Annotated in this window: 13 protein-coding genes; 4 read left to right on the top strand and 9 right to left on the bottom strand. The window is 73.9% G+C overall.

What is annotated here, in order from left to right; all coding sequences use genetic code 11:
* Window positions 1-13: 13 nt before the first annotated feature.
* The gene (locus ACRAKJ_RS38820) at window positions 14-724 is read right to left on the bottom strand and encodes a phosphotransferase (RefSeq protein ID WP_438922342.1); all 711 of its coding nucleotides are present in this window, start codon (window positions 722-724) and stop codon (window positions 14-16) included.
* A gap of 51 nt (window positions 725-775) precedes the next feature.
* Between ACRAKJ_RS38820 and guaA the strand changes: the two genes are divergently transcribed.
* Window positions 776-2,335: a glutamine-hydrolyzing GMP synthase gene (guaA, locus tag ACRAKJ_RS38815; RefSeq protein WP_438922343.1), complete on the top strand. Its 1,560-nt coding sequence runs from the start codon at window positions 776-778 to the stop codon at window positions 2,333-2,335.
* Between the two features lie 83 nt (window positions 2,336-2,418).
* Here guaA and ACRAKJ_RS38810 read toward each other — a convergent pair whose 3' ends face one another.
* Both ACRAKJ_RS38810 and ACRAKJ_RS38805 read right to left on the bottom strand, forming a co-directional pair.
* Window positions 2,419-2,622, bottom strand: a complete 204-nt coding sequence (locus ACRAKJ_RS38810) for a hypothetical protein (protein ID WP_438922344.1) — start codon at window positions 2,620-2,622, stop codon at window positions 2,419-2,421.
* A complete protein-coding gene (locus ACRAKJ_RS38805) occupies window positions 2,615-3,826 on the bottom strand; it encodes a PspC domain-containing protein (protein ID WP_438922345.1) in 1,212 nt (403 codons plus the stop codon). Before ACRAKJ_RS38805 ends, ACRAKJ_RS38810 begins: the two co-directional genes overlap by 8 nt.
* Window positions 3,827-3,886: 60 nt before the next feature.
* Here ACRAKJ_RS38805 and ACRAKJ_RS38800 point away from each other — a divergent pair, with 60 nt between their 5' ends.
* Window positions 3,887-5,146 carry a PspC domain-containing protein gene (locus ACRAKJ_RS38800; protein ID WP_438922346.1) on the top strand — a complete coding sequence of 420 codons (1,260 nt, stop codon included), beginning with the start codon at window positions 3,887-3,889 and terminating at the stop codon, window positions 5,144-5,146.
* A 20-nt stretch (window positions 5,147-5,166) separates the two neighbouring features.
* Complete coding sequence (locus tag ACRAKJ_RS38795) at window positions 5,167-5,817, top strand: response regulator (protein WP_306743570.1); 651 nt, start codon at window positions 5,167-5,169, stop codon at window positions 5,815-5,817.
* A 51-nt stretch (window positions 5,818-5,868) separates the two neighbouring features.
* Here ACRAKJ_RS38795 and ACRAKJ_RS38790 read toward each other — a convergent pair whose 3' ends face one another.
* The 3 genes from ACRAKJ_RS38790 to ACRAKJ_RS38780 all read right to left on the bottom strand — a co-directional run bounded on the left by ACRAKJ_RS38790 (window position 5,869) and on the right by ACRAKJ_RS38780 (window position 8,767).
* A complete protein-coding gene (locus ACRAKJ_RS38790) occupies window positions 5,869-7,212 on the bottom strand; it encodes a protein kinase domain-containing protein (RefSeq protein ID WP_438922347.1) in 1,344 nt (447 codons plus the stop codon).
* A 24-nt stretch (window positions 7,213-7,236) separates the two neighbouring features.
* Window positions 7,237-7,647, bottom strand: a complete 411-nt coding sequence (locus tag ACRAKJ_RS38785) for an SsgA family sporulation/cell division regulator (RefSeq protein ID WP_438922348.1) — start codon at window positions 7,645-7,647, stop codon at window positions 7,237-7,239.
* Window positions 7,648-7,831: 184 nt separating this feature from the next.
* Window positions 7,832-8,767, bottom strand: coding sequence for an EamA family transporter (locus ACRAKJ_RS38780; RefSeq protein WP_438922349.1), 936 nt, complete (start codon window positions 8,765-8,767; stop codon window positions 7,832-7,834).
* A gap of 63 nt (window positions 8,768-8,830) precedes the next feature.
* On the opposite strand from ACRAKJ_RS38780, the gene ACRAKJ_RS38775 reads away from it, so the two are divergent.
* A complete protein-coding gene (locus ACRAKJ_RS38775) occupies window positions 8,831-9,724 on the top strand; it encodes a LysR substrate-binding domain-containing protein (protein ID WP_438922350.1) in 894 nt (297 codons plus the stop codon).
* 30 nt (window positions 9,725-9,754) lie between these two features.
* Here the strand turns inward: ACRAKJ_RS38775 and ACRAKJ_RS38770 are convergent, their stop codons facing one another.
* From ACRAKJ_RS38770 to ACRAKJ_RS38760, 3 genes are all read right to left on the bottom strand, one after another.
* Window positions 9,755-11,371 (bottom strand): protein kinase domain-containing protein, encoded by a 1,617-nt coding sequence (locus ACRAKJ_RS38770; protein ID WP_438922351.1) that lies wholly within the window; start codon window positions 11,369-11,371, stop codon window positions 9,755-9,757.
* Between the two features lie 105 nt (window positions 11,372-11,476).
* Window positions 11,477-12,832, bottom strand: coding sequence for a protein kinase domain-containing protein (locus ACRAKJ_RS38765; RefSeq protein WP_438922352.1), 1,356 nt, complete (start codon window positions 12,830-12,832; stop codon window positions 11,477-11,479).
* A gap of 358 nt (window positions 12,833-13,190) precedes the next feature.
* Window positions 13,191-14,069: a hypothetical protein gene (locus ACRAKJ_RS38760; protein WP_438922353.1), complete on the bottom strand. Its 879-nt coding sequence runs from the start codon at window positions 14,067-14,069 to the stop codon at window positions 13,191-13,193.
* Window positions 14,070-14,164: the final 95 nt, after the last annotated feature.

Here is a 14,164-nt window from a genome sequence, read left to right as displayed (position 1 = left end):
GGGTTGGTTCTACCTATCGATCTTGGAAGTGCTCTTTCACATACACCGCGTGCCCGAGGTAGTACTCGTCGTGGCGCTCCGCGCGCTGCCGGTGGAACTCCGGGCGCTCCCGGATCATGGTCACCATGTCGTCCAACCGGGCGAGCACGCGCGCCCCCAGGCCCGTCACCCCGGTGCCGTAGGCCGCGCAGAACAGCTCCGCCCGCCGCCACTGCTCGTCGGGTGTCCCCCACTCGGGCGAGAACGGCACCAGGCAGTACGCGGTGTAGGCGAGGTCCCACCAGCGCGGCCCCGGCCGGGCCCCGTCGAAGTCGATGAACGCGACCGGCAGGCCGTCCCGGAACACCGTGTTGTACGGCGCCAGGTCGTTGTGGCAGATCACCTCGACGGGTGACAGCGCCGGGAACTGCCAGCCGTCCCGCACGTGCGCGAGCCCGGCCGACGCGTCGTGCAGCCGGCGGGCCAGCCGGGCCACCGCCACCAGCACCTCCTCCGAGCGCGCCCACCCCGGCAGCGGCGGGTGGGCCACCTCACCCGCCAGGTGGGTCAGCACCTCCCGGCCGCGCTCGTCCACGCCGTGCGCGCGGGGCGCGATGCCAAGCGGCGCAAGGCGTTCCAGCAGCCGGTGCACGTTCGGCGTCCACGGCCCGGTCGGGCGCCGCACCGTCGCCCCGACCCGGACCACCTCGTTGAGCCCGCCTCCGGTGAGCAGTTCCTCGTCCACGCATGACATCCTTCACCTGCGCGAATCCGCCAGACGAGAGGTTTTGCAGCAGTGGCCGAGAGCAACAACCGCCCTGTGCTGGTCATCGACTTCGGCGCGCAGTACGCGCAGCTGATCGCCCGACGGGTCCGGGAGGCGCAGGTCTACTCGGAAGTCGTCCCGCACACCACACCCGTGGCGGAGCTGCTCGAACGCGACCCGGCCGCCATCGTGCTGTCCGGCGGGCCGTCCAGCGTCTACGAGCCCGGCGCCCCGCAGGTGGACCCGAAGCTGTTCGACGTCGACGTGCCGGTGTTCGGCATCTGCTACGGCTTCCAGGCCATGGCGGGCGCCCTCGGCGGCACGGTCGAGCGCACCGGCGTCCGCGAGTACGGCCGCACCGAGCTGGGCGTGCGGGCGTCCGGCGGCCTCCTGCACGAGGAGCTGCCCGCCAGCCACCCCGTGTGGATGAGCCACGGCGACTCGGTGACCAAGGCACCCGAGGGCTTCACCGTGACCGCGACCAGCGAGGGCGCGCCGGTGGCCGCGTTCGAGAACCGGGAGCGCCGGTTCGCGGGCGTGCAGTACCACCCGGAGGTGGGGCACTCGCCGCACGGCCAGGAGGTGCTGCGCCGGTTCCTGCACGAGATCGCGGGCATCCGCCCCCAGTGGACGACCTCGTCGATCGTGGACGAGCAGGTGGCGCGCGTCCGCGAGCAGGTCGGCGACGGCAAGGCCATCTGCGGCCTGTCCGGCGGCGTCGACTCGGCGGTGGCCGCGGCACTCGTGCAGCGCGCCATCGGTGACCGCCTGACCTGCGTGTTCGTCGACCACGGCCTGCTGCGCGCCGGTGAGCGCGCCCAGGTCGAGCGCGACTTCGTGGCCGCGACCGGCGTGAACCTGGTGACCGTGGACGCCCGCGAGCGGTTCCTGGGCGCCCTGGCCGGCGTCACGGACCCCGAGGAGAAGCGCAAGATCATCGGGCGCGAGTTCATCCGCGTCTTCGAGCAGGCCGAGCGCGACCTCAAGGCCGAGGGCGACTACGGGTTCCTCGTGCAGGGCACGCTGTACCCGGACGTGGTCGAGTCCGGCGGCGGCGCGGGCGCGGCGAACATCAAGAGCCACCACAACGTCGGCGGCCTGCCGGACGACCTCCAGTTCACCCTCGTCGAGCCGCTGCGCGCGCTGTTCAAGGACGAGGTGCGCCGGGTCGGCACCGAGCTGGGCCTGCCGGAGACGATCGTGCAGCGGCAGCCGTTCCCCGGGCCGGGCCTGGGCATCCGGATCATCGGCGAGGTGACCGCCGAGCGGCTGGAGATCCTGCGCAAGGCCGACGCCATCGCCCGCGAGGAGCTGACCAGCGCGGGCCTCGACCGGCAGATCTGGCAGTGCCCCGTGGTGCTGCTGGCGGACGTGCGCAGCGTCGGCGTCCAGGGCGACGGCCGCACCTACGGCCACCCGGTCGTGCTGCGGCCGGTGTCCAGCGAGGACGCCATGACGGCGGACTGGACGCGCCTGCCGTACGACGTGCTGGAGCGCATCTCGACCCGCATCACCAACGAGGTGGCGGAGGTCAACCGGGTCGTGCTGGACGTGACGAGCAAGCCGCCGGGCACCATCGAGTGGGAGTGATCCCCGCCTGAACGGCCAGGAGGCCCGTCCCACCCGGGACGGGCCTCCTGCTTCTCCTGAACCCCGGCCGCGGCGCCGGACCCTCAGCCGCGACGCCGGGCCGACCCCGCCAGCAGGCCGATGCCGATGACCACGGCCCCGCCCGCCAGCGCCCACCTCAGGTCGAGGAAGTCGGGCCACGACGCGCCGTCCGAGAGCATGTAGGCGGCGGCGACCAGGGCGGCGACCCCGAACACCAGCCCGACCACGTCGACGCCCCGCTTCTCCACCGAGTCCCCGTCAGCCACGGCTCACCTCCACCTCTCCCAGGTCGCTGCGCACGTCGAGCTCGATCCTCAGCCCACCGGGACCGTCCGCGCCGTCGTCCTCGACGCGCTCCTCCCGGTCCTCGCCGTCCGACACCCGGTCCAGGCAGCGCACCGAGCCGAGGTCCGTGCGGCAGGTCACCTCCACGTCCGCGCCGGCCGGCACCCGCACCCGGGCGCTGCCCACGCCGACCTCGACGGAGGTCTTCACCGTCCCCGTGGCGGGCAGGCCGGTCAGGTCCAGGTCGACCTCGCCGACACCCGTCTCGTAGCGGTCCAGCACCTGCTCGACGGAGGTCGGGGCGGACCGGTTGCTGCCGATGCCCTCGGTGTTGATCGAGTCCAGGTCGGCGGCGGTCATGCCGGCCCCGACGAACGACAGCGGCACGATGAACCACAGCAGGCCCTTGCCCCCGCCGCCGCCGCGCAGCGCGCCGGCCACCAGGCCCAGGCCCATCACCGCGACCAGCAGCCCGATGACGTGCGGCGCGGTGAACCAGGCCGAGTAGCCCGCCGCGACCACCGAACCGGCCAGCACCAGCATCGCCACGCCGAACGTGGCCACGCCGACCCGGGACCTGCGGCGCACCGGCCGCGCCACCACCGGTTCGGGCAAGCCCGCCGGCTCCGGCAGGTCCCACGCGAAGGGGGCCGCGCCCAGCGGGTCCCACGCCGGTGGCGTCACCCGCTCGGTCGTCCGCTCCTGCACCGGCACCCCCGGGTCGTAGGCCGGCAGCGGCGGTGGCGCGTCCGGTCGGTTGAGCTGCCCGCGACCGCGGTGCAGCAGGTAGATCCCGCCGACGGACAGCAGCACGCCGCCGACCATCGTGAACCCGCCGTCGACGAAGAAGCCCGTCGCGGGCAGCACGGCGATCCCCAGCGCCACGGTCAGCGGGGTCGGGGTCGAGCTGCGACCGCGCCCCACCAGTGCCTCGGCCGCCGACGACTCGTCGCCCTCCTGGGCCAGGAACAGCCAGCCCAGCAGGTAGACGAGCACCCCGGCGCCGTTGCACAGCGCCATCGCGACGAACGCCACCCGGACGATCACCGGGTCGATCTGGTACCGCTGCGCGATACCGGCGGCGACACCCGCGATCTTGCGACCGTCGTGTGGCCGCCTGGGTCGGCTGACCCAGAAGTCCTTCAGCGTCTCCTCGACGCCGGCTGCGCTGATGTTCCCGCTCACGGTGACGAGCTTGCCCGCCGGGGAGGGCCCGGCACATCCGGGACGCACCCTGAACCGGGCATGGGGTGGAACCCTGATGACCGGCCCCCGCGCGCGTGTGACGATCGTGCGGTGAGCGTGGAGACGAAGGCCCTGGAGCCGGTCCGCCGCAGGCGCACGGGACGCGTGGTGGCGGGTGTGGCGGGCGGTGTCGCGGAGCACCTGGGCGTCGAGGTGTTCTGGGTGCGCGCGGTGTTCGCCGCGCTGACCGCGCTCAACGGCGTCGGTGTCATCGCCTACGGCCTGCTGTGGCTGTTCGTGCCGCAGCGGGCCGCCGACGTGCCCGAGCGGCCCCCGAACCCGAGGGAGCGCCAGCAGGCGCTGGGCCTGCTGGCCCTGGGCATCGGCGCGGCCGTCGTCACCGGCCTGTTCTCCGGCCCGGTCAGCGGCTGGATCACCGGGCCGCTCGCGGTGGCCATGGTCGGCGCGGCCGTGGTGTGGCGGGAGGCGGACGAGGCGCAGCGCCGCCGCTGGCGGGACGGCGCGCGGTCCGGGCTCCTCGGCAGCGGTCGCACCACGCTCGTGCGGGTGCTCGCGGGCGTCGCGCTGGTCGCCATCGGCATCGGCGTGCTGCTGGTCAACAGCTACGGCATCGACCAGCTGCGGTTCGCCCTGCTCGCCGTGGTCGCCACGCTCGGCGGCGTGGCGGTGCTCACCGTGCCCCTGTGGATCAAGCTGATCAACGACCTGGGCGAGGAGCGCCGGGTCCGCATCCGCACCGAGGAACGCGCCGAGATCGCCGCCCACCTGCACGACTCCGTGCTGCAAACGCTTGCGCTCATCCAGAAGCAGGCCGAGCAGCCGCGCGAGGTCAAGCGCCTCGCCCGCGGCCAGGAGCGGCAGCTGCGCGAGTGGCTGTACGGCAACGTCCTGGAGGACAACAGCAGGCCCAAGACGCTGTCCGCGGCCATCGCGAAGGCGTCCGGCGAGGTCGAGGACCAGTTCGCGCTGGCCGTGCAGCAGGTCGTGGTCGGCGACTGCGAGCTGGACCCCGACCTGTACGCCCTGGTGCAGGCGGCCCGCGAGGCGGTGGTCAACGCGGCCAAGCACGCGGGCGTCGCGGAGATCAGCGTGTACGGCGAGGTGGAGCCGGAACGCGTCACCGTGTTCGTGCGCGACCGGGGCAAGGGGTTCGACCCGGGGACCGTCCCGGAGGACCGGCATGGCCTCGCGGACTCCATCGGGGGGAGGATGGAGAGGCACGGCGGCGAAGTCCGCATCCGCACCTCGCTCGGCGAGGGCACGGAGGTGCAGCTGATGATGCCGAGGAAGTACGACTAGTGACGGACGGGGGCCGGACCGTGGCGGTACGGGTGTTCCTGGTGGACGACCACGCGCTGTTCCGCGCGGGTGTGCGGGCCGAGCTGGACTCGATCACCGACGAGGTCGAGGTGGTCGGCGAGGCGGGCTCCGTCGGGGAGGCGGTCGTCGGCATCGGCCACCACCGGCCCGACGTGGTGCTGCTCGACGTGCACATGCCGGACGGCGGCGGCGCGGAGGTGCTGCGGCAGGTCCGCACGGCGCTGCCCGAGGTGGTGTTCCTGGCGCTGTCGGTGTCCGACGCGGCCGAGGACGTCATCGCGGTCATCCGCGCCGGCGCGCGCGGGTACGTGACGAAGACGATCTCCAGCCAGGAGCTGGTGCGCGCGGTCGTGCGGGTCGCGGAGGGCGACGCGGTGTTCAGCCCGCGGCTGGCCGGGTTCGTGCTGGACGCGTTCGCCGACCGGCCGGGCGCGGCCCCGATCAGCGACCCGGAGCTGGACCTGCTGACCCCGCGCGAGCGGGACGTGCTGCGGCTGCTGGCGCGCGGCTACGCGTACAAGGAGATCGCCTCGGAGCTGTTCATCTCGGTGAAGACGGTCGAGACGCACGTGTCGAGCGTGCTGCGCAAGACGCAGCTGTCCAACCGGTACGAACTGTCGCGCTGGGCGTCGGACCGCCGCCTGGTCTGACGGGGGCGCCCGGTCTGACGGGGCGCCCGGTCCGACGGGGGCGCGGCGGGGCTACTCCAGCTGCTCCGCCGAGGCGATCCGCAGCCTGCCCTCGGCCGGCCGCACGTCCAGTTCGTAGGGCAGGGACGAGCTGGTGCCGCCGGACACGAACGTCACCAGGACCCGCACCGCGTAGGCGTCGCCCTCGTGCCGCACGACCCGGGGGTCGTCGGTCAGCACGTCCTCGTACTGCCCCCAGAACCGCTGGTACTGCTCGAACGGCTGCCGGAACGACAGCGCCAGGTTCTGGTAGGCCGTGGTCGTGTCCTCGGGCAGCGCCCGGTAGTGGTCGCGCACCAGGGCCACCGCGTCGTCCGCGGTGGGGGCGGGCGGGGCCGACTCCCGGGCGGGCGCGGGCGACGGCGCGGCGCGGTCGTCCGCGGGGGGCCCGGCGCGGTCCGGCCAGTACCGCACGGCCGCCAGCGTGCCCCCGCCCAGCAGCACGGCCACCACGGCGGCCACGACCGCGGCGGCCAGCCGGCGCGGGCGGCGGGTCCGACCGGGTTCCGCCGCGGGCGGCGCGGTCATCGGCGCGGTCGGGGGTCCGTGCGCGGCCAGCAGGTCCACCACCTCGGCCGCGGTGGGCCGGTCCTCCGGGGACGCGGACAGCACGCGCGTGACCAGGTCCGTCAGCTCGCCCGACCGGGTCGGCGGCTCGATCCGGCCCGCGGCGGCCCGGTAGAGCAGGCCGAAGCTGTTCTCGGAGGCGCCGTAGGGTGACTTGCCCTCGGTCGCCGCGTACAGGGTCGCGCCGAGGGAGAAGACGTCGGAGGCCATGCCCGGCTGCTCGCCGCGCGCCACCTCGGGCGCCAGGTACGCCGGGGTGCCGGTGATCATGCCGCTGTCGGTCAGCGTGCCGTCGCCCGCGGCGCGGGAGATGCCGAAATCGGTGAGCTTCACCGTGCCGTCGTGCCCGATGAGGACGTTGGAGGGTTTCACGTCCCGGTGCACGATGCCCGCCGCGTGCGCGGCGGCGAGCGCGGCGGCGACCTGACCGCCGATCCTGGCCACCTCGGGCGGGTCCAGGGGACCGTCCTCCGCCAGCAGCCCGGCGAGGCTGCGGGAGGGCAGGTGCTCCATGACCAGCCATGGCCGGTCGTCCTCGACCACCACGTCGAAGACCGCGACCGCATTGGGGTGGTGCAGCCGGGCCGCGTTGCGCGCCTCGCGCATCGCCCGCGCCCTGGCGACCTCGGCCTCCTCGGCCGTCAGGTCGGGCATCCGGAGCTGCTTCACGGCCACCTCGCGGTCCAGCAGCTCGTCGTGCGCCCGCCAGACGACGCCCATGGCGCCGCTGCCGATCCGCTCGACCAGCGCGTACCGACCGCCGCCTACCGTCCCCCCGGACCCCGTCACGGGTTACGAGGGTAGGCGACGGGGTCAGTTGGTCGAGACCAGCTTGGCCAATTCGCGGTCGAAGTCGATCCACAGGTCCTCCTCGCCGGGCTGCACCACGTCGTAGGTGAGGTCCAGGAACTCGGCGATGTGCTCGGCCTCGGCGGACAGGATCGCGAAGCCCGTCGGCGCGTTCAGCTCCAGCAGGACCCGCTCCGGGTCGTCGGCGGCCGGGCGGACCAGGATGTCGCCCTCGCCGGACGGGGTCAGCAGGCCGTCGGCCAGCAGGTCCCGGGCGAAGATCCACTCGACCTTGCCCTGCCCGGTGTGGAACAGGACGGCGACCGCGTACGGGTCCTCCGGTTCGTAGTGCAGCTCGGCCTCCACCGGTGCCGGGGCGATCCCCGGGACGAGGAGGTGGAACGTCGTCGTGGTGGTGATGCTCTCGGTGCTCATGACTCGGGGGTTCCCTCCGGTGTGCGTCCCTTTCATGTGAAGAGACGTCCGAGGGGGCGAATCGGGACGTGGTTCGCCTGAACACCACGCGATCGGGGGAGACCTGGGTCTCAAGTCCACCCGTTTGCCCAGGACGGGTGTCTCAACTGGCCCATACCGGCGGGTAACCCAGTGTTATCGCAGGTCACTTGAGCGTAGTCGCCAACTCCCGCGCCGGCTCGGCGGGCACCGCGGCGGGCCGCTTCCGGGTCAGCGCGACCCCCGCCAGGACGACCACCGTGCCGACCACGACGCGCGCGTCGAGGGGCTCGCCGAGGAACGCGGCGCCGAGCAGGACGGACACCACCGGCAGCAGGTAGCTGACCGTCGTGGCGTCGGTCGCGCCCACGTCCTGGATGAGCCGGTAGTTGAGCGCGAACGCCACGCCGGTGCCGAACACGCCGAGGAAGGCCACGGCCGCCAGCGGGCGCCAGTCGAGGTGCACCGGTTGGAGGCCGCCCACGGGCACGACGAGCGCCGTGAGGCCCGAGGCGGCCACCAGCTGCGTGGCGGAGAGCTGGAGGGGCGTGGGGCCGCGCCCGGCCACCGTGCGGCCCACGTAGGCGTAGCAGAGCGCGTAGGACGCCGCGGCCAGCAGGCACGCCAGCGCGCCCCAGCTCGCCAGCCCGGACCTCTCCCACGGCGCGAAGATGAGCAGGGTGCCCGCGAAGCCGAGCGCGAGGCCCGTGACCCGCGCCGCGCCGCCGTTCCGCTCGGAACCCAGCACCAGGCCGATCGCCAGCGCCCACAGCGGCGTGGTGGCGTTGAGCACGCCGGCCACGCCGGAGTCCACCGTCTGCTCGCCCACCGCGAAGAGCACGAACGGGATGACGTTGCCGAACACCGCGGCGAGGGCCAGGTGGCCCCACACGGCGCGGTCGCGCGGCAGGCGCTGCCCGCCCGCCCGGAGCAGCACCACGAGCACGGCCGCGCCCAGGACCGTGCGCGCCAGGGCGATCTGGACCGGCGACAGGCCGGTGAGGGCGATCTTGATCCACAGGAAGCTGGAACCCCACAGGAGGGCCAGGACACCCATCCTGATCAGCGTGGCAGGACTGTTCACGGCCCTACACTGGGCCATTCGGAACGTAAGGACAAGTTAATAGAACTGCACGACCTTTAAGCAGAAATGTACGATCACGTCATGTTGGACGTGCGACGGATGCAGGTGCTCCGGGCCGTGGTCTCCACCGGTTCCATCACCGCCGCGGCGGCGAACCTCGGGTACACGCCCTCGGCCGTCAGCCAGCAGGTGGCGGCCCTGGAGCGGCAGGCGGGGCTGCCGCTGCTGGACCGCGTGGGGCGCGGCGTGCGGCCCACCCAGGCGGGCCGGGTGCTCACCGAGCACGCCGCCCACATCACCGACCGGCTCGTCGAGGCCGAGGCGGCGCTGGCCGACCTGCGCGAGGGCCGCACCGGGCTGCTGCGCGTCCGGTACTTCGCCACCGCGGGCGCGGCGCTCGTGCCGCCCGCCGTGGCCGCGTTCCGGACCGCCCACCCGGACGTGCGGCTCGACCTGAAGCTCACCGAACCGGACGACCCGGTGGTCGAGGTGGGTGCCGGGCGCGCCGACGTGGCCGTCGTCGTGCACCACGCGGCCGGCGGGCCGCCGCGCGGCGTGCACCTCGTGCACCTGCTCGACGACCCGTACCTGGCCGTGCTGCCGCGCGGGCACGAACTGGCCCGCAAGCGCGTGCTCGACCTCGCCGACCTGGCCGGGGAGCAGTGGGTGGACGCCGTCGTGCCGCCCGGGCCGTGCCGCGACATCGTGCTCGACGCGTGCGCGGGGGCGGGCTTCGCGCCCAACGTCGTGGTGGAGGCCGACGACTACCCGACCGCGCAGGGCTTCATCGCGGCCGGGCTCGGCGTGACCGTCGTGCCCAAGCTCAGCCTGGGCGTCGTGCACCCCGGCGTGGTGGTGCGCAGGCTGCGCCGCCCCGAGCCGACCAGGACCATCTGCGCGGCCGTGCGGGAGGACGCCGCCGGCTCGCCCGCCGTGGCCAGCCTGCTGGCGGCGCTGGCGGAGGCCGCCGCCTGAGCCTCCCGGGCGTCGCCGCCCGGGGGTCGCCTACGGGCGGCCGAGGTCCTGCTCGTTGGAGATGAACAGGCTCTGCTGCGCCCACTGGAGCACGATCAGCTTGCGCTCCACGACCTTCGACCCGCTCTTCGTGGTGAAGGTCAGCTCGACCTCGTAGGCGAAGTCGGAGTTCCTCGTCACACCGGTCAGCTCGACCGTCTCGAACTGGTTCCACCAGGACTTGTACTGCTCGAACCCGCCCTTGGCGTCCCGCATGGGCTGGGCCAGGCGGCCCCAGCTCGCGTCCAGGTCGACCGGCAGCAGCTCGTAGTACTCGCGGACCGTCCGCTCCTGGTCCTGCTGGGTCGGCGCGCTGGTGTAGGTGGCGGGCGGGGCCACCACCTTCCGCGTCGACGTCGTGGACGGCTCGCCGCCCGCGGCGGGCGCGGTGGTCGAGGTGCCCGGCCCCGCCTGGTCGTTCGGCTGACCACCGCTGTCGGACATCAGGCTGGCCAGCAGGATGCCCGCGGTGGCCGCGCCCGCGATGGCGAGCGCGGTGATCACGGCGGAGCGCTTGCCCTTGAGCGGGCCGCCGCGACCGACCGGTCTCGACGCGCCGCGTTGGCGGTCCGGCGGCGGGACGTACGCCGCGGGCCGGGGCTGGTGCGCGGGCTGCGGCGCGACCGGGGCGGCCACCCGCGTCGCTGCGGGCGAGCCCTGGCGGCCCTGGGGGACGCCGGACGCGGGCGTCATCGCACGGGTCGCCGTGGCCGGCGCCTGCACGGGCGCGCCCTGCCACGACGGCGGGTGGCTCTGCGGCATCGGCACCGGGAACTCCGGGGCCGACCGGCCCGCGGCCACCGCCGCCAGCGCCTCGCGCGCCTCGGCCATCGTCGGCCGGTCCTCCGGCTCGGCGCGCAGCAGGCGCATCAGCAGCGCCGTCAGCGGACCGGCCTGCTTCGGCGGCACGACCTTGCCCGACGCCACCTGGTGCAGCAGCGCGATGGTGTTCTCGTTCAGGCCGAACGGCGGCATGCCCTCGATCGCCGCGTACAGCGTCGAGCCCAGCGAGAACACGTCCGACGGCGGGCCCGGGTCGTAGCCCTTGGCCACCTCGGGCGCGAGGTACGCCGGGGTGCCGGCGAGCATGCCGGTCGCGGTGACCGTGACGTCGCCGGTGGCCCGGGAGATGCCGAAGTCGGTGATCTTCACCGTGCCCTCGTTGCCGAGGAGGATGTTGCCGGGCTTGATGTCGCGGTGCACGATGCCCGCGTTGTGCGCGGCGGCGAGCGCCGACGCCACCTGCTGCCCGATGGAGGCCACGTCGCGGGGCGGCAGCGTGCCGCGCTCCGACAGCGCCGTGGACAGGCTCTTGGACGGCAGGTACTCCATCACCAGCCACGGCTGGCCGTCGTCCTCCGCCACGTCGTACACCGCGATGGCGTGCGGGTGCTGGAGGCGGGCCGCGATCCGGCCCTCGCGCATCGCGCGGCGCTTCGCCTCGTCGGTGTCGGCTTCCGCCAGCCCCGGTTGGAGCAGCAGCTGCTTCACGGCCACGGTGCGGTGCAGGCGCTCGTCGTGCGCCTGCCAGACGATGCCCATCGCACCGCTGCCGATCCGCTGGCCCAGTCGGTAGCGGCCGGCAACCAGGCGGCCATCGTCGGTCACGGCGTGCTCCCAGTAAGTGCTAGGACTTCTGTGGCGAACGACCGGACGCCACTAGGACAAGAACGGTGCATCACCCGATTGGGTTCGACGCACACCATACGAGGTTCACGGCTGCTCCTGGACGGCAGTCGTCGTGGTCGTCGTCGTCGTGGTGGTCGTCGTGGTCGCCGCCGGCGTCGACACCGGCGGCTTCGTGGTCGTGGTGGTCGTCGTGGTGGTGGTCGTCGGCTCCTGCGTCGTGGTGGTCGTCGGCTCCGGGATCGTGGTCGTGGGGACCACCTCCTGGGTCGTCGTCACCACCTGCGACGGCGTCGTGGTGGTCGTCGGCGCGGGCGTGGACGAGCTGGAGCCGCCCGCCGGCGGGGTGGCCGGGGCCTTGTCGAACACGTCGAGCGCGACCAGCAGGAAACCGATCAGCAGGACGGCGCCCAGCACGACCGCGGCGATCGCCAGCGCCCGGTTGTTGTTCGACCGCGGCGGGGCCACCGGCGGGATGGAGCCCGTCGTCCGGGGGCCGACCGTGCGCGGGCCGGGGCGCACCACGCGGGTGCGGTCGGCGTCCAGCACGGTCGTCGCGCCCGCGCCCAGCGGCGCCAGGCCGATGGAGGTGGCCGGGGCCAGCCCTGTCAGGCTCGGGTTGCGGCCGTGCGCGACCGCGTTGAGCAGGTCCCGGGCCTGGGCCATGGTCGGCCGGTCCGCGGGGTCGTAGTTGAGGAACCGCAGCAGCACGTCGGTCAGCGGGTGGTCGACCGTCGGCGGGTTGATCCGGCCCGCGGCGACCGCGTGCAGCACGCCCAGGGTGTTCTCCGACAACCCGAACGGCGGCTCGCCCTCGACCGCCGCGTACAGCGTCGAGCCGAGCGAGAACACGTCCGAGGCGGGCGTCGGGTCCTGGCCGCGCGCGATCTCCGGCGCCAGGTAGGCGGGGGTGCCCGCGATCAGGCCGGTCTTGGTGACCGTGACGTCGTCGCTGGCCCGGGAGATGCCGAAGTCGGTGATCTTGACCAGGCCGTTGTCGGCGAGCAGCACGTTGCCGGGCTTCACGTCGCGGTGCACGATCCCGGCGGCGTGGGCGGCGGCCAGCGCGGAGGCGGCCTGCATGCCGATCTGCGCGACCTCCAGCGGGTCCAGCGGACCGTGCTCGGACATCGTGTCGGCGAGGCTGTAGGACGGCAGGTACTCCATGACCAGGCACGGAGCGCCGTCCTCCTCCACCACGTCGTAGACGGCGATGGCGTTGGGGTGGTGCAGCTTCGCGGCGATGCGGCCCTCGCGCATGGCGCGCTGGATGGCCTCGTCCTTCTCGCGCGCCTCCAGGCTGGGCTGGAGCAGCAGCTGCTTGACCGCGACGACGCGGCCGAGCCGCTCGTCCTGGGCACGCCACACGACGCCCATCGCGCCGCTGCCGATCCTGTCCAGGAAACGGTAGCGGTCCGCGATCACGCGACCGTCGTTGCTCACCGGACCACCTCGCTGGGGCGCTGCGTGACCGCGGCAAGGGCAGCTGGTCTCACGCTCGGGCTCCTCGTCGTGCGGGTCGGTGCGCGGAACAGGCTAGGCCACCGCTCGCCCGCAGAGCCTACCTCGGTGGTGGCGGCCGCTTTCGCACCGTTGTGCGGGTCACCCGTGCCGGGGCGGCGCCGGGGGAGGGGCGACCGGGAAGGGATACCGGACGCGGGCCCGGGACGGCAGCCGTTCGCGTGAAGAACGCGCACATTGGGGCCGAACGGCCCAACGGGCGGGGCGACGCCCGTCACGCGCACGCCGAACGGCCGACCCGGGTGTCCCGGGTCGGCGGGTGGTGTGGTGGGTGCTGCGATCAGCTCGCCGGGGCGAAGAAGTCGAAGCCGCCGAGCGGGTCGAGCACGGCGCCCAGGTCCAGGCCGATCCCGACACCGGCGGACGGCGCGCTGGAGGAGGGGGCGCCGGGGGAGGGGGCGCTGGAGGACGGCGGGGTCGAGGAGGACGGCGGGGTGCTCGCGTCCGAGGCGGGCGGCGGCGCGGTGGAGGACGAGGACGGCGGGGTGCTGCCGCTCGGCGGCGCGGGCGTCGTCGTGCCGGTGGTCGGCGGCGGCGGCGTGGTCTGCTCGGTGGCGGTGGTCGGCGCCGGCGTCGTGGTCGCCGGGGCCTGCGGCGTCGTGGTCACCGGCTGCTGGCGCGGCGCCTGCTGCTGCTGGGTGCGCTGCTGCCGCTGGGTGGTCGTCGGCTCCGGCGCGGCGGTCGTGGTCTCGACCTGCGCCTGCTGCGTCTCCTGCTGCTTGGCCGCCGCGGCCCCGAGGTCCTTGGTGAGGGTGTTCGTGGCCCGCGCGGCCGGGCGGGCGTCGAAGCGCACCTCCGCCAGCGGTCGCTCGTCGGGCGACGAGAGCAGGTTGGAGGCGGTGAACGCGACGGTGCCCGCGAGCACCACGCCGCCACCGGCCATCGCGACGATCTTCGGCACGGAGAACCCGCCGCCGCCGCGCTCCTCCTCGCCGGCGCGCCCCTCGCGCTTGAGCAGCTCGGTGATGTGCAGCTCGCGCCCGGAGAGGTTCGCGGAGGGCTTGAAGCGCACCGTCTCCTCGGACCCGCCCGCCGGCTCGGCGTCGGTGATCCTCGGGATCGGCTGCGTCTCCGCCTCACGCCGCGCGATCAGGTCGGCGACCGACAGCTTCGCCGTCGAATCACCGTCCAACCGCCGGCGTTTGTCGTCGTTCGACACCGCTTGAACACCTCTCCCGGTGGAGTGCGTTGCACTGCTGACCGGGCTATGGATACCGAATCGTGACCGAGTACGTAACCCCTTTGGGGGAAGTT

This window comes from Saccharothrix sp. DSM 118769 (assembly GCF_052936295.1).
Note: the sequence above shows the minus strand (reverse complement) of the source record. Positions and strands in the feature narration are given on the sequence as shown.

Coding starts and splice junctions, on each gene's coding strand:
- ACRAKJ_RS38800 (WP_438922346.1), top strand. CDS start 3,887: ATGGGGTGGAACCCTGATGACCGGCCCCCGCGCGCGTGTGACGATCGT.
- ACRAKJ_RS38785 (WP_438922348.1), bottom strand. CDS start 7,647: ATGAGCACCGAGAGCATCACCACCACGACGACGTTCCACCTCCTCGTC.
- ACRAKJ_RS38780 (WP_438922349.1), bottom strand. CDS start 8,767: ATGGCCCAGTGTAGGGCCGTGAACAGTCCTGCCACGCTGATCAGGATG.
- ACRAKJ_RS38775 (WP_438922350.1), top strand. CDS start 8,831: ATGTTGGACGTGCGACGGATGCAGGTGCTCCGGGCCGTGGTCTCCACC.